The organism is Duganella hordei, from assembly GCF_040369125.1.
GTDB classification, from domain to species: domain Bacteria; phylum Pseudomonadota; class Gammaproteobacteria; order Burkholderiales; family Burkholderiaceae_D; genus Rugamonas; species Rugamonas hordei.
On record NZ_BPWI01000004.1, the window covers coordinates 319,094 to 342,353 of the forward strand.

19 protein-coding genes and 1 pseudogene are annotated in these 23,260 nt (G+C 58.8%); 8 read left to right on the top strand and 12 right to left on the bottom strand.

The window, feature by feature from the left end; genetic code table 11:
- Nucleotides 1-75: 75 nt before the first annotated feature.
- Nucleotides 76-918 carry a hypothetical protein gene (locus tag ABWW33_RS12060; protein ID WP_353401786.1) on the top strand — a complete coding sequence of 281 codons (843 nt, stop codon included), beginning with the start codon at nucleotides 76-78 and terminating at the stop codon, nucleotides 916-918.
- Nucleotides 919-1,253: 335 nt separating this feature from the next.
- On the opposite strand, the gene ABWW33_RS12065 is transcribed toward ABWW33_RS12060, so the two are convergent.
- Complete coding sequence (locus ABWW33_RS12065) at nucleotides 1,254-1,418, bottom strand: hypothetical protein (protein ID WP_353401788.1); 165 nt, start codon at nucleotides 1,416-1,418, stop codon at nucleotides 1,254-1,256.
- Between ABWW33_RS12065 and ABWW33_RS12070 the strand changes: the two genes are divergently transcribed.
- Nucleotides 1,417-3,282 carry a TnsD family Tn7-like transposition protein gene (locus ABWW33_RS12070; RefSeq protein ID WP_176653243.1) on the top strand — a complete coding sequence of 622 codons (1,866 nt, stop codon included), beginning with the start codon at nucleotides 1,417-1,419 and terminating at the stop codon, nucleotides 3,280-3,282. The genes ABWW33_RS12065 and ABWW33_RS12070 overlap by 2 nt on opposite strands.
- On the opposite strand, the gene ABWW33_RS12075 is transcribed toward ABWW33_RS12070, so the two are convergent.
- From ABWW33_RS12075 to glmS, 10 genes and pseudogenes are all read right to left on the bottom strand, one after another.
- Nucleotides 3,279-5,081 carry a TnsD family Tn7-like transposition protein gene (locus ABWW33_RS12075; RefSeq protein ID WP_176653242.1) on the bottom strand — a complete coding sequence of 601 codons (1,803 nt, stop codon included), beginning with the start codon at nucleotides 5,079-5,081 and terminating at the stop codon, nucleotides 3,279-3,281. The two genes, ABWW33_RS12070 and ABWW33_RS12075, sit on opposite strands and share 4 nt — an antisense overlap.
- Complete coding sequence (locus tag ABWW33_RS12080; protein WP_353401790.1) at nucleotides 5,050-6,573, bottom strand: ATP-binding protein; 1,524 nt, start codon at nucleotides 6,571-6,573, stop codon at nucleotides 5,050-5,052. Before ABWW33_RS12080 ends, ABWW33_RS12075 begins: the two co-directional genes overlap by 32 nt.
- A 25-nt stretch (nucleotides 6,574-6,598) precedes the next feature.
- The gene (locus tag ABWW33_RS12085; protein WP_176653241.1) at nucleotides 6,599-8,779 is read right to left on the bottom strand and encodes a TnsB C-terminal domain-containing protein; all 2,181 of its coding nucleotides are present in this window, start codon (nucleotides 8,777-8,779) and stop codon (nucleotides 6,599-6,601) included.
- Nucleotides 8,736-9,617 carry a TnsA endonuclease N-terminal domain-containing protein gene (locus ABWW33_RS12090; protein ID WP_176653240.1) on the bottom strand — a complete coding sequence of 294 codons (882 nt, stop codon included), beginning with the start codon at nucleotides 9,615-9,617 and terminating at the stop codon, nucleotides 8,736-8,738. Before ABWW33_RS12090 ends, ABWW33_RS12085 begins: the two co-directional genes overlap by 44 nt.
- A gap of 840 nt (nucleotides 9,618-10,457) precedes the next feature.
- Nucleotides 10,458-10,871, bottom strand: a complete 414-nt coding sequence (locus tag ABWW33_RS12095; RefSeq protein ID WP_413447436.1) for an EamA family transporter — start codon at nucleotides 10,869-10,871, stop codon at nucleotides 10,458-10,460.
- 49 nt (nucleotides 10,872-10,920) lie between these two features.
- Nucleotides 10,921-13,254, bottom strand: a complete 2,334-nt coding sequence (locus ABWW33_RS12100) for a beta-L-arabinofuranosidase domain-containing protein (RefSeq protein ID WP_176653239.1) — start codon at nucleotides 13,252-13,254, stop codon at nucleotides 10,921-10,923.
- A 565-nt stretch (nucleotides 13,255-13,819) separates the two neighbouring features.
- Nucleotides 13,820-14,182 (bottom strand): hypothetical protein, encoded by a 363-nt coding sequence (locus ABWW33_RS12105; protein WP_176653238.1) that lies wholly within the window; start codon nucleotides 14,180-14,182, stop codon nucleotides 13,820-13,822.
- 38 nt (nucleotides 14,183-14,220) lie between these two features.
- Nucleotides 14,221-14,695 (bottom strand): annotated as a pseudogene (locus ABWW33_RS33125) (transposase); the annotation flags it as partial.
- 7 nt (nucleotides 14,696-14,702) lie between these two features.
- Nucleotides 14,703-15,389: an IS66 family transposase gene (locus ABWW33_RS12120; protein ID WP_176653237.1), complete on the bottom strand. Its 687-nt coding sequence runs from the start codon at nucleotides 15,387-15,389 to the stop codon at nucleotides 14,703-14,705.
- A gap of 500 nt (nucleotides 15,390-15,889) precedes the next feature.
- Entirely contained in the window at nucleotides 15,890-17,719 is a 1,830-nt protein-coding gene (glmS, locus tag ABWW33_RS12125) for a glutamine--fructose-6-phosphate transaminase (isomerizing) (RefSeq protein WP_176653236.1), read from the bottom strand.
- Between the two features lie 139 nt (nucleotides 17,720-17,858).
- On the opposite strand from glmS, the gene ABWW33_RS12130 reads away from it, so the two are divergent.
- Nucleotides 17,859-18,311, top strand: coding sequence for an Lrp/AsnC family transcriptional regulator (locus ABWW33_RS12130; protein WP_176653235.1), 453 nt, complete (start codon nucleotides 17,859-17,861; stop codon nucleotides 18,309-18,311).
- A gap of 360 nt (nucleotides 18,312-18,671) precedes the next feature.
- On the opposite strand, the gene glmU is transcribed toward ABWW33_RS12130, so the two are convergent.
- Nucleotides 18,672-20,048: a bifunctional UDP-N-acetylglucosamine diphosphorylase/glucosamine-1-phosphate N-acetyltransferase GlmU gene (glmU, locus tag ABWW33_RS12135; protein WP_353401795.1), complete on the bottom strand. Its 1,377-nt coding sequence runs from the start codon at nucleotides 20,046-20,048 to the stop codon at nucleotides 18,672-18,674.
- A 41-nt stretch (nucleotides 20,049-20,089) separates the two neighbouring features.
- On the opposite strand from glmU, the gene ABWW33_RS12140 reads away from it, so the two are divergent.
- The 5 genes from ABWW33_RS12140 (at nucleotide 20,090) to ABWW33_RS12160 (ending at nucleotide 23,231) form a co-directional block, all read left to right on the top strand.
- Nucleotides 20,090-20,971 carry a DUF6279 family lipoprotein gene (locus tag ABWW33_RS12140; protein WP_353401796.1) on the top strand — a complete coding sequence of 294 codons (882 nt, stop codon included), beginning with the start codon at nucleotides 20,090-20,092 and terminating at the stop codon, nucleotides 20,969-20,971.
- Nucleotides 20,972-21,024: 53 nt separating this feature from the next.
- A complete protein-coding gene (gene rsmD / locus ABWW33_RS12145) occupies nucleotides 21,025-21,681 on the top strand; it encodes a 16S rRNA (guanine(966)-N(2))-methyltransferase RsmD (RefSeq protein WP_353401798.1) in 657 nt (218 codons plus the stop codon).
- 97 nt (nucleotides 21,682-21,778) lie between these two features.
- A complete protein-coding gene (gene coaD / locus ABWW33_RS12150; RefSeq protein ID WP_176653231.1) occupies nucleotides 21,779-22,270 on the top strand; it encodes a pantetheine-phosphate adenylyltransferase in 492 nt (163 codons plus the stop codon).
- Nucleotides 22,271-22,282: 12 nt separating this feature from the next.
- A complete protein-coding gene (locus tag ABWW33_RS12155; RefSeq protein ID WP_176653230.1) occupies nucleotides 22,283-22,537 on the top strand; it encodes a YfhL family 4Fe-4S dicluster ferredoxin in 255 nt (84 codons plus the stop codon).
- A gap of 100 nt (nucleotides 22,538-22,637) precedes the next feature.
- Complete coding sequence (locus ABWW33_RS12160; protein ID WP_353401800.1) at nucleotides 22,638-23,231, top strand: chalcone isomerase family protein; 594 nt, start codon at nucleotides 22,638-22,640, stop codon at nucleotides 23,229-23,231.
- The last annotated feature ends 29 nt before the right edge of the window (nucleotides 23,232-23,260 follow it).

Below are 23,260 nucleotides of genomic sequence, written 5' to 3' on the forward strand. Positions count from 1 at the left end.
GTTAGGCACGCCGTAGGTCAAGTGCGCAAGGTGACGTGGTACAACAAGTGGTCGATGGTACGCAGGCTTCGCCAAATGCGTAAAGTCTACCTCGCATCACCTGTGGCCTTGGCGTTGTACTCAGTCTGCGCAGCCTTCTGCTGCGCGGTACCACTGGTCCATTTGTTTCGTTGGATGACAGTAGGCCTCATTTGCATGAGCGTGGCGGGCATTGTGCTGTGCGCAGCAACCATTGCCGACTGGTACACACGATTGAAGTACCTGCTTGAGTCGAAGTTGGCCACGCGCGCAATCATTGCCATAGTTGGATTCTTGGGTACGGCCACAATCTTCACGTCCAACGTAATTGCCAATCACCTCGCATTCACCGTCTCCCAGGCCGACCCTGCGAAGATGCCGGAGTTCGTGCGCCTCGTATCGGCGGTGGTCTATCCGTTCTCGTTGGCATTGGTCGTGTCAGGATTCCTTGTGGTGGTGATGGGGATGCAATCAGTAGCGATGATTCTGGGCGCTTGGACGACGACGTTGGTCCGTAATCTGACTGGCGCAGCGCCCCCATTGCTGCAGAAGAAGGTGGAGAATATGGCCTATCGTCTGATTACCGGCCGCCGGCCGCCGACGTACCGCCCATGGTGGGACAAGATGGCAGGCACATTCCAGTTCGTTCTGCGGCCGATTGGCACTGGCGCTCTGGCCATTTTCGTGGTGATGGCCGGTGTTGCCATTGCGCGCGTGGGGTCGTTTGTGCCGATGCCGTATATCCAGGAGGCGCTCGTGACGACCCAGTACCACTCGAAGCATAAGTGCGAAAACGTTGACCCGGCGGCATTCATCTCGTTCCAGGACGACGGCTACGTCTCAGTGGCTATGAAGAGTGAAGGAAAGTACACATTCGAAAACAAGAAGTGCCATAGCTGAAATTCCATGCCTGCAGCCGCATTCACTGAAAAATTGAGAGCGCTCAGGGGCTTCACGAACGCATAATACGAGGGTCAACCAACAGGGAAATAAAACCGTTTGCGACCGCGCTTCATGCAGCTTTCCGAGAGAATCTTCCCCCGGAAAATAGCGCTTTCATTTCCTGTTCAAGGCACGCTTTTATTTATCGCTCACACAGCTGAATAGATCAAATTATGTTTGTCAGATCCGTGTCTGTAAAATCAACAGCTTAGGCATGTTACCGGTCCGTCAATGTTTGTCAAATCTCGCTCTGCGGTAGTTGGGATGCCCTGTTGACATGCCGCCAATGTTTGTCAAATTGCGCCACGCAAACGCTCAAAACAGTAGTTGGCGACCATCAGTGGCAGATACCAGTTCCACCAGCCGAACGCGCCCTTGTGCCCAACCGCTGCGCGGCCTAAAGTAAGAACCAGCAAGGCGACCTTAAGGCTCGTCCGATAGGGCAGCGGTGCCATCATGGCAACAAGAATATCATCAGATCCTCTGGTGCAGCCAGATCACGAACAGCGAGTGCTGCTGGGTGATACGCCAATATCCCTCGCAGCACTTGGCCCCGGACATTCCCTCGTTGCGCCGTCCTTGCCAGATGAAGTCATCATTTCCGTTGTCGGAAGGTTTCATATACTGAGCTGTAACCGGACGCCGACCGCCACCTTCCAGGAGCTATTCCACTGCGCCCCATTCAATTTGTCTGCCTGGATCCCCCCGCACCTCGAAATGCTCGCTCCGCGGATAGGTGAAGATGTGGAAGCGTGCACACTGGAGATCTTGCGCGCGCACACGCTGTACCCGTTACTTGCAATTTTCAACGGGCTGTCGTTCCCTGCCAGCTCGAGAAGGACGGCTTCGAACAAAGCCACAAAGGCGCCAAAACGGTTTTCAGCTGAGCCGACCCGACTTTGCTTGGAATGCCTGCGCGAAGATCTGGCTACCTGTGGTGTTCGCTACATTCACCGGTCCCATCAAATACCCGGGGTAGAAGTGTGCAGCAAGCACGCTTCCCCCTTGCTTTACAAATGCCCTCACTGCGAGTGTTCATTCCGTCGGGGCTACAATCTGGCTCTCGTCCCCTGGAAGCGATGTACTTGCAAGAAATATATCTTCGATAGTATATCGTCAGAGCAGGACGTAGATCCCGTCGCGCTATCCTACGCCCGGTTCTCTGCGGCCCTTCTGCAGTCAGCCCCACACTCAGCGGTACCAACACGTGTACTGGTCGAGAGTTATCGTGACCGTGCGCGCGCTATCGGCTGTAGTTGGGGCAATGAAAAAGTAAGCCGTGTCCGCATAAAGACCGAAATGGAAAAATTCTACGGGAAAGATTTTCTTAGAAGGACGGATGCGGCCTATCGTGACGATCGGCTGAGCGAATGGTTGAAGATGCTGAACGACTACAGCGTCACGGAACCGCCACTCGGCCGCCATCTGCTGTTTGCGCATTTCCTGTTTCGCGATGCCGCCCAGTTCCTGGCTGCCATCGGTGCGACTGGCGGAAATGAGCGAACGGGTAGCATTGAACGACCCGTTGTGAAACGACGGACCGTCGGCGTCGGCACCGGAAAAGCCAGCAAGCCCAGCATAGAGCAACGAATCGCAGGTCTTTTGCGCGAGCTTGCTGTGCGTGCTCGCGATATTCCTGATTGCACCATAGAAAACTTGTGGAAATCGCATTATGGTTTGATGAAACGGCTTGTCTCTCTCGATCTGGAAGCGATTACGCTTTTGAGACGAAAACTTCAGCAACTGAAACCCAAGCCAGCAGGCCCGGCCAAAGTTCCGCGCAGGAGCGAGAAAGATGGCGAGCGGGCACGCTCGGTTATGGCGACAGCCGCCGCCTTGTATGCATCCGTCGCCAAACCAGAAAAAATTACGATCAACCGTCTTGCCAAAGAGGCAGGCTGGAATTCTACAGCGCTCAATCAACACGCCTTTCCGGCAACGCTACGAGCGCTGGAAGAGTACGCAGAGTCCAACTGGCACTTTTATGCTCGGCGGATTTTATGGGCCAAGCTGACGCACAAGCGTGCTGCGATCAGCGTGGTCAGAGCTCGCTCAGGAGTGGAATACCATCGCTCCCTCGTGCTGATGCACTTTTTTCGAGATGTCGACTTATCGCTTCCTTACGACGCTGAAACCGTAACGCGGCTGCTTGCGGAACGCGGCATCCAACGCGACTGGGCAGGTCCTTGCCCGGAACGGGAATTTCCTCCTGCTGGCCGACGGTACTACACGAAAGATCAGACTCAAATTGCCGAGTCTGACGAGGCCCAAAAAGATAAAGATGCAGACCAGTTCCCCTTAACCATTCGGTGTAGCCGCTAACCTAGCACGTCTGCGGAATGTTTCTCACGCCAGGAAAGTCGCCGCGCCCGAAACGCGGCAGCTGGTTCAAGGACTTGGGACAGCAGCTCTGCCGTTCGGGGTAACCGCGCAAGGTGCTTGTCGAGCCACGATGCGTTGCCAGTGCATCGTCCGATCTCGTTGAGGGTTACACGCCTCGGGCATCTCGACGGATCCAGTATCTCTCCAGCCGCCAACCTCACGCGCTCCGCCATCACCCTGTCGCGGGCGCACCAATCAACTGACGAGGTCCGCTCGACAATCCGAAGTGTGGTGGGAAGCTGAGCCTGGAGCCAGGCGCGGTCGTGCCGGTACAGCCAAATGAAGTCGGCCCCCAGCGCCGTCTGGAGCGCCTTGAATCCGGCTAATGGTGACGCGACCAAGGCGACTCTCAGCTTGTCACGCGCCTGTGTCTGCCGCTGCTCCCGCATGGTGGCGATACGCTGAGTTTGCAGGCCGCGATCCGCTCCCAGAATGCGATTTACGGTCGATGCTGACAGTCCGGTCGTGTTCACAATGTGCGCGATGTCATCGCCCGCCGCCAAGGCATACCGCACTCGCGAACGGACCGCGACATCGAGCTTCTTGGACCTGCGCGTAAAGCCGATGCCGATTTTTTCCGCTTTGACCAGGACCGCGTTGACAGACAGGCTGAGCTCTTTCGCCACCTGACGCATCGACCGGCCCTCGGCCGCCAGCGCGGCGATCTTGCATGCCGTAGCTGTGGATGCCTGTTCGTCAGGCACGGAAGTGACCGCCGGGGAAGGGATGTCAGTCCAGAGAAAGGATTCGACGCTCTCGGCCAGAAACCCGATCAGCAGAACATGCAGCAGCGGGTGGTGCGCGGCACGAGGCCGGCGGTAAAGACTTGTCAACCACGAATCGTCCCCAGCGCAGCGCGCGAATATGCCATCAAACGGGGGCAGGTTCCTCACGCTCCCCCAAAAATCGAGGAGTGCGCTTTGCAATGCTCGTTGACGAACCCTCATGCTGGCCTTAGCCAGGTCCCGGTCCACCAAATGGGCGAGGTAATGGTTCCGCCAGGTCAGCGGATCGACTGGCACATCCCGCAGCAAAAATAACTGAGCAATGAGCCGCGAGACGATCACTAATTTTTCAAGTGCCCGATCGTCGACGTTCGAAACGCTCTTCTGACTGTTCCACTTCGCGGCCGTAGCTGGAAGAAATAACTGCGTGCGTTTCAGGCGCTGCGCGAGGCAATCGGATGCGACGAGAGGAACCCCGTGATAAGGGCATACGAGAACACCTGGGAACTGGTGCGCGCGATACCACGTCGCTATGCCGATCGTCTCGCAGTCGGCCCCAGCACAGACGGGACAGAATCGCAGCACATCTTCCGCTCCCACGCGGCTCGCCAACAGTCCTAAGGTGATTTTCGTACAGCTCGCCGTGCCCGTCGCCACTGAATCGGCAATCCGTGTGTAATGGGCGTGGTGCATAAATGGCCTGAAGCACGGAAGGATCGTGTGTCCTTCGATCAGTTCCTCGATCGTGTTCACCGGCAACCGGAGATCCTTCGAGATCTGGTTCAGGCCACTGGGAAACGCCGTGCCCAAGGTAACGCATCGCCGGTTCAGCAATTCGATCAGCGTGTCCCCGGAGGTCGGATGCCCCGTCAATGCGTGGTAGCGGGACACAATGCCAAATATCGTCTCTTCGGGCACGATGACATCGCCAGCTTTTCCTGCCGGCTTCGCTTCCAGGACTGCGGATGGTTTCGCCGCCCATTCATCGACGACCGCCCAAGTTGACGCCTTCATGACTGATCATCCCCTTCTCGACCAGGTACTGGTGCGGATCATCCGCATCCGCCGCGGCCCGCATGTCCACGTACCCAGGCGGTAATGCTGGATCGACCGCACCGGAATCGACGGGTTCGGTGCTACTGTCACACGACTGTGGTGATACGCTCTGCCCAGTCGCCGCTGCCGGCGCGGCAAAACCCGTCACCGGAAACAGCTGGTCGAGATAATCCTGCGCGACCGTGACCTGTTTCGGAAACTCGAGCAATTTCGCCAACGCTTCGTCGACCGGCAGCAAATCCTCGTATTGCAACAGCGACCTCGTCGTATTCGTGCGCAGCGCATTGATCGCAGGATGAAGCAATGCCAAGCCGTCGTCATACGTCTGCCGCAGGAGCTTCGGCGTCAGCGTTTCGGTACCATCGAGCATGGCCCGCTGCTGTGCAAGCTTAAAGAGCAACACGACGAAATCGGGGATGCTCTGACTGAGATCGAAAACCGTATCCAGCATCTCGTCATCCGGATCTCGTGGTTGCCGGACCCACTGATATGTCCAGATGCGTCGAACGAAATCGTCCCATTCCTTTACGCGCTTTGGCGGCCGTTCGAACTGGATCAGGCCGCTTTCCGAAGCCCGGCGGCCGTCCTTCATCTCATTGGTGAACAGGTTGGCTGCCTTGCTGGTACCAATTTCCACAACAGGCACCCGAAGGACCGTACGCAAATCCTGGAAGAAATGTAGCAACGGCGCTGTGCCATGCGTCTTCTGCAAACTGAGCCGCTGAATCTCGTCGATGATCAGGATGCCGAGGAAGTGGGTCGCAGCGATCTGGCGCATAGCGCCTTCCAGCATGTCCTCACGCATTCCGGTCCGTGAAAACAATTTTTCGTATTTGCCGCCGGTGCCGAGAGCTGCGTCGACCTGTCGCGCGAACTCACGGCAGAAACTCGAGATCGAGCCGTTTTTAGGGCAGGTCACTTTCAGCCATACGAGTTGCGTGATCGGGAGATGGCGCCCTCGCCAGGAAGCGTGATGGACAACCTGTTGGGGGTAGGTTCGCAAAATCGCATCGGCGCAGGTTGTCTTTCCAGACCCGCTCAGTCCGACGATGAGCAGTTGCGATTCGCACGGGATCAGTTGCCAGTCGAGGTTTCGCCACTGCTCGCGATCCTGGGCGGTATAGATACTGCGCCAGGTCGCCGCCTCGATCGGATTGCGGACGACGTAGCCCGCCCGGAGCAGGCGCGAGATGGTGCGTTCCACGTCATAGAAAATCAAACGAGGGATCACGACATACTTGAGTCGTGCAAGCAGGTGCCAGCGCTCCTCGGTCGACATCGCACGCTCTTCCGGTTGGATCTGCGGACGAAGGATCATCGCCCTCGCGGCTTCCTTCTCCGTGAGGATCGGGGGGAGCGCCTCGATCAGCGGGTTGTCGCGATACTCCGCGATATTCTGCTCGACATACGTGGGCGAAGAATGATCGGTACTCATCGGCTGCTCCATCATGACCACCGCTCCCGGAGCCGGTCCGTTACAGACCCCAGATGTCGTCGAGCGGATTTTGTTTTCGCATATCGGGCCGCAACTTCACCACATTGTCCTGCGCCGGCGGATCGCAATATGACTGCGCCGCATCACGCGCGTGTTCGACTCGCTCGGCAGTTTTCTCGAAGGCCCGGTTCGCCTGCACATTCGCCTTCTTCTCGGTCTTGCTCAGTCCCCGCTTGGCTTGCGCTGCGGCCTTCTTTGCGGCCGCCGTGATGGCTTCGCACTCGGTATCCAGCGTGGCACACACCTGCCGCAGCTCCGAGGCCTTGCGGTCCGCTTCCAAACCAAGCAGCTTGGCGCGATCAAGCATCTCTTCCAGACGGGCCAACCTATATTTTTCGTTGTTGTCCAACAGTTCGCAGGGCTCCCACTCGCGTGACGTGGCGTTGAGAATCCAGATGCACGCGGGCGCATACGGCAAGTGACGGATCTCGATCGGTTCGACCTTGCCGTTTGTTCTTGCCCGTGCAAACCATTCTTCGCGGACAGCTCGCTCGCACGCGTAACGACGCCCATGAAAATAGATACCGTCACGCCGGACCGATGCGGTTGCGGCAGGTAACAGCTTCGTCCATACCCTCTGTTTTTCGAGCACCTTCGCTCCTCCCGTCAGGTGCTCCATACCCCAATTCCAAACCGTTAGCGGGGTCGCATCCATGAGATTCTCGCCCAGCATTTCATTGGGTAGTGCGTCAGCGCGGTAAGCAGACAGGTTGTACTTGATCAACTTGTTTGCCAGGATCCGGCTCAACTCAGGGAGTGTCAGCGAAGCGTCGAGCGAACAGTGGCGTCGTTTCATCTCGTCCAGCCTGCGGTTCAATGCCCCCGGCTCGAAATGGATGGTGTCATTATTGATGAGGTTGAACTGCTGCTCCACATTAGGCTTCCAGTCAGGCCTGCGAACCGCGGCGTTCTGGATGGTGATACCGAACTCTTTCGGCAACGCATCCGACGCCCTGGATTTCAGCTCTCCGTTATCACACAGTAGCTTGTGAGGCAAATGGCGGCATGGCCAAAGATCCGGGCTGATGTCGATGCCCAGCTGCCGGCAGAAATCGGTCTTGTCCGAGAACGCATTGAACAATGCCAACCGGGCGCCCTCCCAACTCGGGCCCTCGAGCCCGAGATAAAAGCCCACCACCATCCGGGAGAAGACATCGACCACGACATACAGGACGGGCCGCCCGATCAGCCAGGCGCGGTTGAACACCGATACCAGGTAGACGTCGACGATGGTCGCGTCGATCTCGAACCGTGCCCCGGGCCCGAATACCCGGTTCCTGGAAGATCCCAGTACTCCGCGATGTTTAAGGTTCCAGGTAGTCGTGCTGATGTTGCGCTTGGTAAGCGAAAAATCGTGGTTCATCTCCTTCACGACCTGTTTGAACTGGTGCAGCGACGGCGCTTCGTGCGCTTCAGGTGGCACCGGGATCAGCAGATTTCCATGTTCAATCTCGGCAGTTTTAAAGTATGTCCGCTTGGTGTCTTCCCAGGCCTTCTTGATCGTCACACCGGGCTTCAGGAAGGCATGAATTCCCTGGACGATTTTCGTCCGGACTTCGGCTCTCGACGGCCCGAGCACAGATTGATCGTTCTGTAGTTTGACCCGGTCCGGCCGCCGGCCGCGCTTATTCGATCCGGCCTCCTGCCGCTGACCAGACGGGCCACACAAGTCATAGCACGCGATAAGCGCGTCGACACAGCTCCCGTAAGCCCAATACCGGTACAAGGGCCGATACACCTGCTTGGGGTCGAGCCCCAATTCCGCAGCGCGCGCCAGGATCAGACGGCCACGGGTGCGCGGGAGATAAATTTCAGGAATGCAGTCTTCACGTACTAGAGGTTCAATGATCGCCCAGGCTCGATCCCTGACGTCCAGGCTTCGTCGCAAGATCGCTTCCTCGGGCTGGAACAGGTAAGGCCTCAGCTTCACTTCGACCCGCTGCAGCATGCCATCGTTCAGGAGCCCCATCACCGTCCGCAGGCTATGCACATCCGGCTTCTTCAACGGGTTTTGCATGCCGATGGTGACGAGCACGTCTTCATCGGGCACGACCCACAGAACACGCTGCGCGCATGCAAAGCCTGTATCCACAACGCCTGGCACCGGCTCGAATACCTCAGCAGGACACAATAGATCCATTGTGGCCACCTTCTTGAGCACAGGTGAATCGCGGGTCGGATGCGATGGGCAGAACCACCGGAATACAGCGCAATCCGATCGGCACACGCAGGTCGAGGTTGATCAATTTATGCCAGGCGCAATAGCGGAACATGTCAGCCGCCAGTTCTGGCGAAACAGCGGCGCCGAACACTGCCGCGCACTCCCGCAGGCGGTCTGCAAGCATGAGCCCTTGTAAGGATGGCGTGTTGAACGCTGCAAGAAACCGGGGCAGCTGCGCTTCGAAAGCATCACGGTCGACATCATGCTCCACCATGAAGTAGCTGAGCCACTCCAGGTTGTCGATGACGGTCTTGTCGAATTCAGCATTTGTGAATAGGTACCATGGAACACCGCGCACAAGCCAATATCGTCGCTCGATCTCCAGTTTGGTCAGCACAGATTTCCGGCTTCGGCCGCGCAGGTCGTCCGCGCTTTTGATGCTAAAGGCTACCAAGTATCGCTTGCCGGACTTATCAATCCTCGTAAGCAGAAAATCCGTCGTCATGACGATCGGCGTTCGGCTTCGGGGATAGCTTGGATGACGGACTCCCAACGATGATGCAACGTGCTGGGTTGCCGACTCAGGAAACAATGGAAACTGCTCACGAATATCCACGACGTCGGCTGCGTAATCCGCCATCAGGAAGAAGCAACTTTCGTTATCGGAAAAGAGGTGATGCACCCTGCCTGTCGTCACACCAAGGCGACGACTCATCCGCCCTCTCGACGAAAAACATCGAACATCGATCCAGGGTTTGTAGTGTGCGCCTTCACCAAGGCCGAGTCCTTGCGCCTTCCATCTAGCGACGTCGTCATCAGTAATTGGCACGCGTCTCATCAGTTCGTCCAAAGCAATCACAGCATTGGCACGGCGCGCAGTCCGCGCTCTTCGATCACTCTATACCGAGATACGGTGCAATCAAGGCGACTGAGGAAAGAAGCGTAAACTAGGCTGACGAGTTGGAAGAGCCAATCGCATCAGGGCAACCACAGAAAGTGATTAAAAACCAGATCGACTGGATTCCAGTAGGTAACCGGTTCCTGAGCGGCGTTGTATCTTTCGGTTCGTCAGGCCGGCACAATGTACTCCGGGATCAACAACACGGAGCCAGACATGGACAAGTTTGAATCTCATACCACGAAGGAAGCGGTCTGCTACGCGTGTTCCTGTACGGCCGTTGGCGGCAACGTTTGGTCAGCGCGCCACCTTTCGCCCCGTGACCAAGGATCGTCAGGCTGAGCACGCCCGACCGACGCGACGCCGAAGATTACAAATGCCTCCGCGAACCTCAGCAGGTATGCCTGGTGAGCGATTGACAGAGGCCGGCATTGAGCCGTCTGTGGGTTAGCGGCGACGAGTGTTGCAATGTAGATAAGGGGGTATTGCAAAGTCAAAGGTTCAGCTTATTGTTCGGATGAACGCGACTTCACTACTGTTTGTTTTAACCGCTTGATGGCCTTATCTTTGTAGCACGCGCGCGGCGATGGAGGCGTACCTACCTCCCAGCCGATACGGTTCGGACCAGCAAGATAGAAGGCAGAGACGCGATGCACTTGCAACTATCAATTGTGTTGGTCAGTTCACTAAGCTTGCTAGGTTTGTCGTCGTCGATTTTGACGCTGTGAAATTGAAACGTGGTCGTGGCGATACGCACCAAAGATGAGCCGAGCGCTGGATTTAGGAACGATAACTCGCTCCTAATTCGCACTGCGGCCAAGTGGATTTCGGCGATCTGGAGTGGTCGCTGGCCGACACCTTGCGCGTCAGCTTATTGTCGATGGCCCAGCACAGGCAGGCGCCCATGATCGCCAGCGCGCCCCATGGCACGCCCAGCACTGGAATCTGCTCACACGATAGCGGGGCGCCGGCAACGACGATGAGCAGCATGCCGATGAAAATGCGGCGGTCGAAATTTTCCTTGAAGACGAACCAGGCCAGCATGGCGGTCAGCCCCCCTTCCATATTGAGCAGCAACGAGGCCGCCGAGGCGGGCGTCAGGGTCAGCCCGATCATCAGCAGCACCGGCCCGGCCACACCGCCGGTGGCAATTGCGCCGCCCAGCCAGGCCAAGTCGGGCGCGGTCAGCGCCACCGGCCGGTCCTGTTGCCGCGCTGCACCAGGGTGCGCACCAGATGCCAGGCTAACGCAGCAAACGTAGCCCGTACAATCCGCCCGCGATCGACCCCGGCTTGGCGACGAACTTCACCGTCAGCGACCCGTTGAGCAATTCAGCCGGAATCGCCACATCCTTCGTGTAGAACTCCTGCGTATTCTTCTCCAGCGTGACCGTGGCGATCTCCCGGCCATTGACCAGCACATCGAAAGTCGGGCCAGAATCGCCGCCGCTGAAGGTCAACCTCAGGGTCTTCGCTTCCAGCTTGCGGTCGTTCAACACATAGCTGAACCATCCGCTTGCATGGCGCCAGTGCTTGCCCTTGGCGACGCCAGCGTCTGCGCCCTCGCCCGCAAACGCGTGATCGGACTCCGGTTGCTGCTCGCCCGGCGCCACCTGATCGATGGTCTGCGCGTCGAGGGCGATGCGCTCGGCTTCGGCCTTGGCCGTCGCTTCGCGTGTGTCCTGCGCGCTGGCCGGGGTCGAATACGGCCAGTAGATCATATAGCGCGAATCGTGCAGCCGGAAGAACGGGATGAGTTTCATGACCGCCGCGCCGCCGCCCTGGATCAGCCCCGGCGCGGTGAACGTCATCGGCTCGCCCTTGACCGCCTTGAACTTCTTCACAAAGTCGCGCGTGTCGCTCACGAACATCGGCGCCGCCTCCAGCGGACACACAGGCCCGCTGGGGACTTGGCTCCCCGAATCGCCCGCGAACACGTTGAGCTTCTCGTTGGGGAAGGGCTGCGTCTTGGCCGCCAACACGATCGGCCCGCGCAGCACCGCATAATAGTTCGACTGGTCCGGCAGGCGCTCCAGGGTCGTCCGCATCGGTACGGTCACGTCGACGCGGTCACCCTTGCGCCAGTGACGCGTGACGCTCACATAGCTGCCCGGCTTGCCATTGACCTTGACCGGCTTGCCATTGACCTTCACCTGCATGGCAGCGCGCGCAACCCAGCCCGGATAGCGCAGCTTAACGGTAAATACGCCATCGCCATCGATCTTCAGGCTGCTGGTGTCAGCATCCGGAAAGCGCGTCGTCTGGGTAATGCGCACGCCCTTCTCATGCCACTCTAACGTTGAGGACGTGTACAGGTTGACGAACAGCACATCTTTCTCATGGGCGTAGATAAATTCGCCATACTTGGACTGGCTCTCGATGCCGGAGCCGACGCAGCACCACATGGAGTTGTCGACCTCCGAATACACGCGGTAGTGGTTCGGCCGCATCGGCGTGAAGTAGACGAGGCCGCCGGTGTCAGGGTTCTGCGACGACAGGATGTGATTGAACAGCGCACGCTCCATGTAATCGGCGTAGCGCACGTTCGGGTCGCGGCGGAACAGCATCTCCGTCAGGCGCAGCATGTTGTAAGTGTTGCAGGTCTCGGGGCCTTCGACCGCGTTGATCATCGACGAGAAGTCTTCGTCGTCGTGGAAGTGCTCCCGGACGCTGTTGCCGCCGATGGCCACGGTGCGGTGATCGTGTACCGTGCGCCAGAAAAATTCCGCGGCCTTGTGCATCTGTTGGTCGCCGCCCAGCGCGGCGATGCGCTCGAAGCCGATCACTTTCGGGATCTGCGTGTTGGCGTGCATGCCGGTCAGCTTGTCCTTGCCCTGTTCCAGCGGCTGCAGCAAAGCCTGGTGCGAGAAGCGCTGCGCCAGCGCCATGTATTTTTTGTCGCCGGTCAGTTCGTACACATCGGCCAGCACTTCGTTCATGCCGCCATGTTCGCTGCGCAGCATGGACTGCATCTGCTCGTCGCTCAGCGCTGCCGTCAGCTTGAGCGCCCAGTCGGCCATTCCGACCAGCATGGCGCGCGCGTCCTGGTTGCCGCCGTAGTGATAGGCGTCGCGCAGGCCGGCGAAGGTCTTGTGCAGGTTGTACCAGGGGACCCACTTGCCGTTGACCGTGAAGTTGTCGGCCTTGATCGCGCCTTTGGCGACGTCCTGCCACGCCTTGCTGCCTTCCGGGATGCCGCCGATGTAACCGTTGCCGTTGGCCTGCTGGCACTTCTTGAGTTCATTGACGAAGTAGTCGAGGCGCTCCTTGACCATGGCGTCGCCGGTCGACGCATACAGCAGCGCCAGCGCCGACAGATAGTGGCCGCCGATGTGGCCGTCCAGGCCGTGCGATTCCCAGTTGCCATAGCTCGGCGCTTTCAGCGGCAAACCGGCTTCTCGCTGGAAGGGCGCGAGCAGTTTGTCCGGATCGAGCGACATCAGGTAATGCAGATTGCGGTTCTGGGCATCGAGGAAGGGACCGGCGCCAAGACGAACGTCGGCCAGCGGAAAGCGATCCGCGGCCGACGCCGTCAATGCTGCTGCTGCCAGCAGAAGGCCGGCGAGGAGTTTGCTCATGGTAGTTCTTTACCTTACTTTGATAGCGATTCAGTTCTTGGGCGACCAGCGGCCATCCGCCCCGTTTTTCATGCAGCGCCCGTACCAGTCGCCAAGCTCAGGCTCGCACTGCGTAAATTGCCAATTTAGTTAGATAAATTGAAGGTACGCCGCTTCACCATGCCCGGATACCCTCGAATTCGAGGGAGTGGGCAGGAGATATATCCTATTCGGCAATTCTTGAACCGGCAAGTTTCTCATTGAATGCACGGTACGTGCAATACCTAAAATCACCAATTATGTGAACAATTTTCACGCACCTGCCACCCACTCTTTTGTCGAATCTATATGGGCAAGAGTTCGTCGGTGTATAAGCCCGCGACGGTATATTCAATAATTTCGATCTCCAAAGTCAGGCCGTATCGCCAGCAGCATGAAACAGGGCAGCGCCGAGCTGGTGTGCGCTAAGTGCAAATGGCGTAGCTGATATAGCGCGGACCGCCATCTCTCCGCGCTTTTTGAAAGCCGTTCATAACCCTTCGCCGCCCAAAAAGAGGAGATGTCCTTCGACAGAGCGAAATTCATATTACGCGCGATTCGCACACGAAAGACACTGTTCCTTGAAAACGTTCCAAGTCCCGAACAGCCAGCTCAAAAGCAATACGTTTTGGATACTCTGTCGCCAAATATTGGGTTTGTCCAGGCTTCGGCAAAGGATCTCGATACTGGCCGCCGAAACGCTTTTGGAAAAATCCGCGCGAGGTCGAAGAAATCCAAAGCGTCGCGCGAACTCGGGCGCAAATGATTTTCGGCAGATTTTTCCGCCGGCCGTAATCATATTTAGATTTCCAAGGGCACGGGCAATTACAGCATTGGCGGTTGGGCCAGAAATTACTTCCCCGTCATCGCGCAGGGCATCGGCAGAGAACTCGCTAAGCAAAGTAAGCATTTCAATGTTCGTTTCAGAAGCGACGCATTCGAACGTATCTATAAGAGCCATTTCGCCGGGGAGGTAAAACCGTATATGCAGTTGTTTCGGCGGCACCCAGCATGCGCATCCGGGGTCATGTCGTCAAGCGCCGAATGTGGGCAGCGCGTGTTGTAGAACTCCAGATAACGCTTGATGCCGGCGCGCGCCTCGCTCACGCCCTCGTAAGCACGCAGGTAGACCTCTTCGTACTTGACCGATTTCCACAGGCGTTCGACGAACACGTTGTCGCGCCAGCAGCCCTTGCCATCCATGCTGATGGCGATGCCGTTCTTGAGCAGCAGTTGGGTGAACTCGATGCTGGTGAACTGGCTGCCCCTGGTCGGTATTGAAGAACTCGGGCTTGCCGTAGCACGCGATCGCCTCCTCGACCTCTTCGATGCAAAAATCGGTGTCCATGGTGTTCGACAGGCGCCAGGCCAGCACGCGCCGGCTGAACCAGTCCATCACCGCGAACAAGTAGACGAAGCCGCGTTAGCGATCAAGCGACGGCGTAAGCACGTCGTCCGCCAAGGTCATGCAGCTCCGAGCGTAATGGATTTGCCGCGAAGAGCTCTTTCCAGATCCGCGGGGTGAGCTGGTGCACCAGCGATGCCGGATGGCCGACACGCTGCAGCACGTCCACGAAGTAATCATACGGATTGATGTCATGGAGCCGGCACGTGGCCAGCAGGCCTTGCACAATGCCGATATGTTTGGCGCCTAGCTCGGTCCAGCTGAACAGCCAGTTCTTTTTACCCATCGGGATGACGCGCAGGGCGCGCTCGAGATGGTTCGTATCGATCGATACCTCCGGGTCATCCAAGTAGACCGACAGGCCAACCCGGCGCTCACGGATATATGCCAGCGCACCAAGGAAGGGACTGCTCGGCAGGAAGCCGCCATAGGTCACCGCCTGCTGGTCGGTCCGGCGGGTGATCACCTGCCGGACCTCCTGCTGCGCGACGGAGCTGCGCCGCTCGTAAAGGTCTTGGTTCCTCTGGAACTGTGCGAGCACTACCCTCTTGAACACGAAGTTGATCACCTCCAGGACGGTGGATTTTCCCGCGCCGTTCTGCCCGATCAGTATGTTCAACCCCTCTTCGAACTTGACTATCGGAGCGTCCAAGATATTGTCGTGATGGGCAAAGCTGAGGACGTTAGATATCTGAAGGGAATGGAGCTTCATTTTGGCTGGTAAGTTTCCTGTGTCGGTTTGCCAATTATGCTTGCTTTCCGGAAGGGGCAAAGTTTTTTTCGATTTCGTCGCGCCGTTTCTTAACGCCGTTTTTAAACTTGTAGCAGAAAAGCAATATCCATCGCTCCAAAATCATGTTGGAGCCAACAGTCTTCGAAAGGTGGAAACAAAGATGAGGGCGTCACTCAGCGAATGCCGGTGAGCCAGAGCAGCTGTGATCGTGCGTATAGATCAGCAGCAAGGCTTTGTAGAGGGAGCTCAAACGTACAGAAAGCCAGGACTGAAGCAGTCCTAACCCAACGTCGTATCCTCAAATAATGCATGAGAACACGGCGCGGGTTATTAGGATCTTACGCTTTTAGGACGAGAACTTCTCGAGCATCAACATTGATCTGTCGAAATTTGACAAACTTGCCGCGCATTTGACAAACATAATTTGACTTTGACAGACATAATTTGATCTTGTCATCAAGGCCAGTCGATCCATTCGGTTATTCCACTGTCACAGACTTGGCCAAATTGCGCGGCTTGTCCACGTCAGTGCCGCGCGCCAGCGCGGAGTGGTAGGCCAGCAGCTGCAGCGACACCACATGCAGAATCGGCGACAACAGACCATAGTGCTCCGGCAAACGGATCACATGAACGCCTTCGCCCGAGGTGATGCGCGAATCGACGTCGGCGAACACGTACAGCTGGCCGCCGCGCGCGCGTACTTCCTGCATGTTCGATTTCAGCTTCTCGATCAGCGCGTCGTTCGGGGCGATGGTGACGACCGGCATTTCCTCGGTCACCAGCGCCAGCGGGCCGTGCTTCAGTTCGCCCGCAGGATAAGCCTCTGCGTGGATGTAGGAGATTTCCTTCAGCTTCAGCGCGCCTTCCAGCGCGATCGGGTAATGCATGCCGCGGCCGAGAAACAGCGCGTTTTCCTTGCGCGCGAAATCTTCGGCCCAGGCGATGATCAAGGGCTCCAGCGCCAGCACCGCCGAGATCGCGACCGGCAGGTGGCGCATCGCTTTCAGGTGCTGGGCTTCTTCGGCGTCGCTCAGGCGGCCGTTGACTTGCGCCAGCGACAGGGTCAGCAGGAACAGCGCGGCCAGCTGCGTGGTGAAGGCCTTGGTCGACGCCACGCCGACTTCGACGCCTGCGCGGGTGATGTAGGCCAGCTTGCATTCGCGCACCATGGCGCTGGTGGCGACGTTGCAGATCGTCAGCGTGTGTTCCATGCCCAGGCTGCGCGCGTGCTTCAGCGCGGCCAGCGTGTCGGCTGTTTCGCCGCTTTGCGAGATCGTCACCACCAGCGTGTTGGGATGCGGCACGCTGTCGCGGTAGCGGTATTCGCTGGCGATCTCGACGTTGACGGGGATCTTGGCCACCGATTCGATCCAGTACTTGGCGGTCAGGCCCGAGTAGTAGCTGGTGCCGCAGGCGAGGATCAGCACGCGGTCGATCTGCTTGAAGACGTTGTAGGCGCCGTCGCCGAACAGCTCAGGCATGATGCCGGTGACGCCTTCGAGCGTGTCGCCGATGACGCGCGGCTGCTCGAAGATTTCCTTCTGCATGTAGTGGCGGTAAGGCCCCAGCTCGGCCGCGCCGGTGTGCGCCTGCACGGTCTTTACTTCGCGCTGCACCGGCTTGCCGTTGACGTCGACAATCCAGGTGCGGCCCAGTTGCAGGTCGACCACATCGCCTTCTTCCAGGTAGATGATCTGGTCGGTGGTGCCGGCCAGCGCCATCGCGTCGGAGGCGACGAAGTTCTCGCCCTGGCCGATGCCGACGATCAGCGGCGAGCCCTGGCGCGCGGCCACCACGCGGTGCGGTTCCTCGCGGCTGAACACGGCGATCGCGTAGGCGCCGTGCAGGCGCTTGACGGCGTGCTGGACGGTATCGAACAGGTCGCCGTTGTACATGTGGTCGACCAGGTGGGCGATCACTTCGGTGTCGGTCTGGCTCTGGAACACGTAGCCAAGCGCGGTCAGTTCGGCGCGCAGCTCGTCGTGGTTTTCAATGATGCCGTTGTGGACCAGCGCGATGCGCGCCTGTTCGGTCGACGGCGAGAAGTGCGGGTGGGCGTTGTGCGAGGCCGGCGCGCCGTGCGTGGCCCAGCGCGTGTGGGCGATGCCGGTGAAGCCTTGCATGTGCGCCTCGCCGATCTGCTTTTCCAGGTCGGCCACGCGCGAGGTGCTGCGTGAGCGCTGCAACTGGCCATTCACGTGCAGGGCGACACCGCAGGAGTCGTAACCGCGGTATTCCAGACGCTTCAGGCCTTCGATCAGGATGGGAGTGATATTGCGTTGCGCTACCGCGCCGACGATGCCGCACATAAAAACCTCTTCTTTTTGATTAAGCGCCCATGCTAGAGCAGGGTCAATGAAATATGCTTTCTAATTCCTGTATAGTTTGAAATATTCTTTCATTGCGGACTAAGCGTGAAATATTATTTCATTTAACAGGATATTTTTTATGGATGAAGTAGATCGTCGCATTCTGAATGCGCTGCAACTTGATGCGTCACAAACAAACAGCGAGCTGGCGCTGGCGGTCCACGTGTCGCCGCCGACGTGCTTGCGGCGGGTCAAGCAATTGACCGAGAGCGGCGTGATCCAGCGCCAGGTCGCCATCGTGGCGCCGGAAAAGGTCGGCCCCAGCCTGACGGCGATCGTGGAAATCTCGCTGGATATCCAGGCCGCCGAGCGCATGGCGGAATTCGAAGCCCATGTCGCCACCGACGACGCCGTGCTGCAATGCTACCGTGTCGCGCCGGGGCCGGACTTCGTGCTGGTGGTGCAGGTGGCGGACATGCCGGCCTACCACGCGCTGGCGCACCGCTTGTTCGCCACGCAGACCAATGTGCGCAACGTCAAAGCCTATTTCTCCACCTTCCGCAGCAAATTCGAGACCCGGATTGCAGTGTAGGCGAGTTATCCCTGCTTTGTTCAGGCGCTTTTGCACAGCTTTATCCACATGCCGTTCAGGCGGGGAAAAGTTTTCCCTGCTTTTCCCGGGCTTTTACACCAGCTATGCACGGGCTTACACCCAGGCTTATCCACAGTAAATAGTTATCCTGATTTACTCACAGCATTTTCCACAGGCTTATCCACAATCGGGCCGCAACCCAGGGAAATGGCCGCTTACAGCTCAGTGAGCGCTGGTTGTCCCGTGGTTTTCCCCGGCTTATACCTCGCTTTTGCAGGGTTTATGCGCAGGCTTCTCCACATCGTTATCCACAAATAAAAAAGCCGGGAATAATCCCGGCTCTCTGAAGCAGCGCGCGGCTTACTTGGGCTTTTTAACCGGACGGATCCAGTTTTCGATGGTGACCTGGCGCGGACGCGAAACCGTCAGCTTGCCGGCCGGCGCATCCTTGGTCAGCGTGGTGCCGGCGCCCAGTGTCGCGCCTTTGCCGACGGTGACCGGCGCCACCAGCTGGCTGTCGCTGCCGATGAAGGCGTCGTCCTCGATCACGGTGCGCGACTTGTTGACGCCGTCGTAGTTGCAGGTGATCGTGCCGGCGCCGATATTGACGCGCGAACCGATGGTCGCGTCGCCGATGTAGGCCAGGTGGTTGGCCTTGCTGTGCGCGCCGACCTGGCCGTTCTTGATCTCGACGAAGTTACCCACATGTACATCCTCCGCCAGCACCGTGCCGGGACGCAGGCGCGCGTAAGGGCCGATGATGGACACCTCGCCAACCACCGCCTCTTCGATATGGCAGAACGGCTTGATCTGCGCGCCGGCCAGGATGCGGGCGTTGACGATGACGTTGTGCGCGGCCACGCGTACACCGTCGCCCAGCTCGACCTTGCCTTCAAACACGCAGCCGACGTCGATGGTGACGTCGCGGCCGCAGATCAGTTCGCCACGCACGTCGATGCGCGCGGGATCCATCAGCGTCACTCCCTGTTCCAGCAGCTTGAGCGCGATGTTGCGCTGGTGGATGCGCTCGAGCTCGGCCAGCTGCACCTTGCTGTTGACGCCGGCCACTTCCCATTGCGCCGACGGCTGGGCCGACACCACCGGCACGCCGTCCGCCGCGGCCATGGCGACGATGTCGGTCAGGTAGTACTCGCCCTGCGCGTTGTTGTTCTTCAGCGCGCCCAGCCATTGCTTCAGGCGCGCGGTCGGCACCACCATGATGCCGCTGTTGATTTCCTTGATGGCGCGCTCGGCTTCGCTGGCATCTTTCTGCTCGACGATGCGGACGATCGCGCCGCTCGTTGTTCCGCCTTCGCGGACGATGCGGCCGAGGCCGGTCGGATCATCCTGCACCACGGTCAGGATGCCCAGCTTGTCGCCGCCGGCCGCGTCGATCAGCGCCTGCAGCGAGGCGGCCGTCGTCAGCGGCACGTCGCCGTAGAGGATCAGGGTAGGGGTGTTGTCGTCGAGTTCCGGCAACGCCTGCATGACCGCGTGGCCGGTGCCCAGCTGCGGTTCCTGCAGCGCGGTGGCGACCTGTTCGGGCTGTTTGGCGAGCAGCTCCTGCACCGCTGCGCCTCCATGTCCGTAAATCACGCATAATCGACTGGCAGCAAGACTGCGTGCCGTATCCAGCACATGCGACAACAATGGCTTGCCGGCCAGTGGATGTAAAACTTTCGGCAGCGCCGATTGCATGCGCTTGCCCATACCAGCGGCGAGGATAACTACATTCATAGGTGCCAAATCGAGAGAGTGAATAAATGCAAAAGTCTAACATGCCACATAGCAGCGGCCGGACGCTACGCCGCCTTTTCCTGATCGCGCTCATGGCGCTGCTGGCCGGCTGCAGTTCGCTGCGGCTGGCCTACAACCATGGCGACACGCTGCTCTACTGGTGGATAGACGCTTACGTGGACCTCAACTCGGATCAAAAGAGCTGGGTCAAGAAAGACATCGACGATCTGTTCCGCTGGCATCGCAAGACGCAGCTGCGCGATTACGTGCAGATCCTGCAGACGGGGCAGCGCCAGCTGGCCGGCAATCCGACCCAGGCCGATCTGATGGGCGATTACGACGAGATCAAGAGCCGCACCCAGCTGCTGCTTTTCAAGGCACTGCCGGAGCTGGCCGACCTGGCGCGCTCGCTGCAGCCGGAGCAGATCGCCACGCTGGAGAAGAAGTTTACCGCCAACAACGCCGAGTTCCGCAAAAAGAACATGAAGGGCGACAAGGAGGCGCAGCAGAAATTCCGCTATAAAAAGTCGATGGAGCAGTTCGAGCTGTGGTTCGGCAGTTTCACGTCCGAACAGGAAGCGCAGATCCGCAAGGCTTCCGACGCCCGTCCGCTGGACAACGAGATCTGGCTCGACGAGCGCATGCGCCGCCAGAAAAACATCCTGGCCCTGGTGCAAAAGGTGCAGCGCGAAAAACTCAGCAAGGACGCGACCATGGCACTTATCCACACCCTGATCAAGGACAGTTTCAACCGCCTGGAAAATTCCGAGCGCAAGCCTTTCTTCGACGCCTACGACGAATCCACCGTGCAGCTGATCTTAACGGTGATCAAGATCGCCACGCCGGTCCAGAAAGCCCACGCGCAGAAGCGCATGCAGGGCTGGATCGACGACTTCAACAATCTGGCGGCGGAGCCCAAATAGGCCCATATGGTATGATGGCTCCCTGTTGAATCAATGACTTAGAACACAGCCACATGCCGAAGAAGCCCGCAAGCAAGCCCGCGAAACCCGCCAAAGTCCCGGTCCACGGTCCCCAGCACAGCAACCAGGTGCGCATCATCGGCGGGACCTGGAAGCGCACGCCGCTGCCGGTGCTGAGCGCCTCCGGCCTGCGTCCGACGCCGGATCGCGTGCGCGAAACGGTGTTCAACTGGATCAATCACCAGCGCGACGCCTATTGGGCCGATGCGCAGGTGCTGGACTTGTTCGCCGGCAGCGGCGCGCTCGGTTTCGAGGCGGCCAGCCGTGGCGCCGCCGCGGTGACCATGGTCGACAGCAACGTGCCGGTGGTGCGCCAGCTGGACGAAATCAAGACCAAGCTGAAGGCTGACAACGTCAGCATCATGCGCGGCGACGCGCTGGCCGTGGCGCAATCGGCCGCCGCCCGTGGCCAGAAATACGACCTGATTTTCCTCGATCCGCCGTACCAGCAAGAGTTCCTGGAACGCTGCCTGCCGCTGTGCACGCGGATTTTGAAGGATGGCGGCCTGATCTACGCCGAATCCGGCGCCGCGCTGGAGTTCGACGAGGGCGACATGCCGGAATGGATGGCGCCATGGGAAGTGATCCGGGCCGACAAGGCCGGAATGGTGTTTTATCATTTGTTAAAACACAAGGGAACAAGCGCCTAATCACCAGCATTTGTGCCTAAAACTGCCCCATATTTAGGCAAAGAGTGTTTTTCAGGCATAATGCGCGTTCTATATTGGTGCACTGCAGGGAGCCGCAATGGTAGTAGCCGTTTATCCAGGAACTTTCGATCCGCTGACCCGTGGTCACGAAGATCTGGTGCGTCGCGCATCGGGTCTGTTCGACACGCTGGTCGTGGGCGTTGCCGACAGCAAGAACAAAAAGCCTTTCTTCTCGCTGGAAGAGCGGCTGACCATCGCCAACGAAGTCCTGGGCCACTATCCGAACGTGAAGGTCCAGAGTTTTTCCGGCCTGCTGAAGGATTTCGTGCGCGAGCATGACGCCCGCGTCATCGTGCGCGGCCTGCGCGCCGTGTCCGACTTCGAATACGAATTCCAGATGGCGGGCATGAACCGCTACCTGCTGCCGGACGTCGAAACGCTGTTCCTGACGCCGTCCGACCAGTATCAATTCATCTCCGGCACCATCGTGCGCGAAATCGCGGTGCTGGGCGGGGATGTGTCCAAGTTTGTTTTCCCATCGGTCGACCGCTGGCTGCAAAAGAAAATTGCCGCCACCCAGGCCGAGTAAGAGAGTACCGCCATGGCCTTGATGATCACCGACGACTGTATCAATTGCGACGTTTGCGAGCCGGAGTGCCCGAACGACGCGATCTACATGGGCGCCGAAATTTACGAAATCAACCCGGACAAATGCACCGAGTGCGTCGGCCATTTCAATGAGCCGCAATGCCAGCAGGTGTGCCCGGTCAGCTGCATTCCCTTCAATCCCGCCTGGCGCGAGTCCGAAGAGCAGTTGCGCGCCAAATACGAGCGCCTGCAGGCCGGCAAGGCCTGAGAAGCCAAAAAAGCATGACCGTGCGGCCAAATTGCGCCGCAGCGCGTTTTTGCTCTCTCCGTGATGGTATATTCGGCCTAGGCCTACCACGGAGACAATAATGAATCGCAGAAATATCATCAAAAGCCTGCTCGCCGCCGCTTTCCTGGCAAGCAGCTTCAGCCTGCCCGCATTGGCGTCGGTGGAGGTTGCCGGCGTCAAATTCGACGACACCATTAACGTTGCCGGCAAGGAGCTGAAACTGAACGGCGCCGGCCTGCGCACCAAGGTGTTCTTCAAGGTCTATGCCGCCGGCCTCTACCTGACCGAAAAGAAAAACACGGTGCCGGACGTGCTGGCGCTCCAGGGCCCGCGCCGCGTGGCCATCACGATGCTGCGCGAAGTCAGCTCGGAGGACTTCGGCAAGGCCTTCATGGAAGGCCTGAAAGCCAACACCGACAACAGCGAACGCACCAAGATCCTGCCGCAAACGATGAAGTTCGGCGAAGTCTTTGCGCAGATCCAGGCGCTGAAAAAGGGCGACCAGATGCTGCTGGACTGGACCCCGGGCGAGGGCACGCAGTGCTATCTGAACGGGAAGAAGATCGGGGAATTGATGCCGGACGTGGCGTTCTACAACGCCGTGCTGCGCATCTGGCTGGGCGACAAGCCGGTGGACAGCTCGCTGAAGCCTGCCCTGCTGGGCGAGAAGTAATTTGAATCGCACGGTACCGGAAGCTCCGG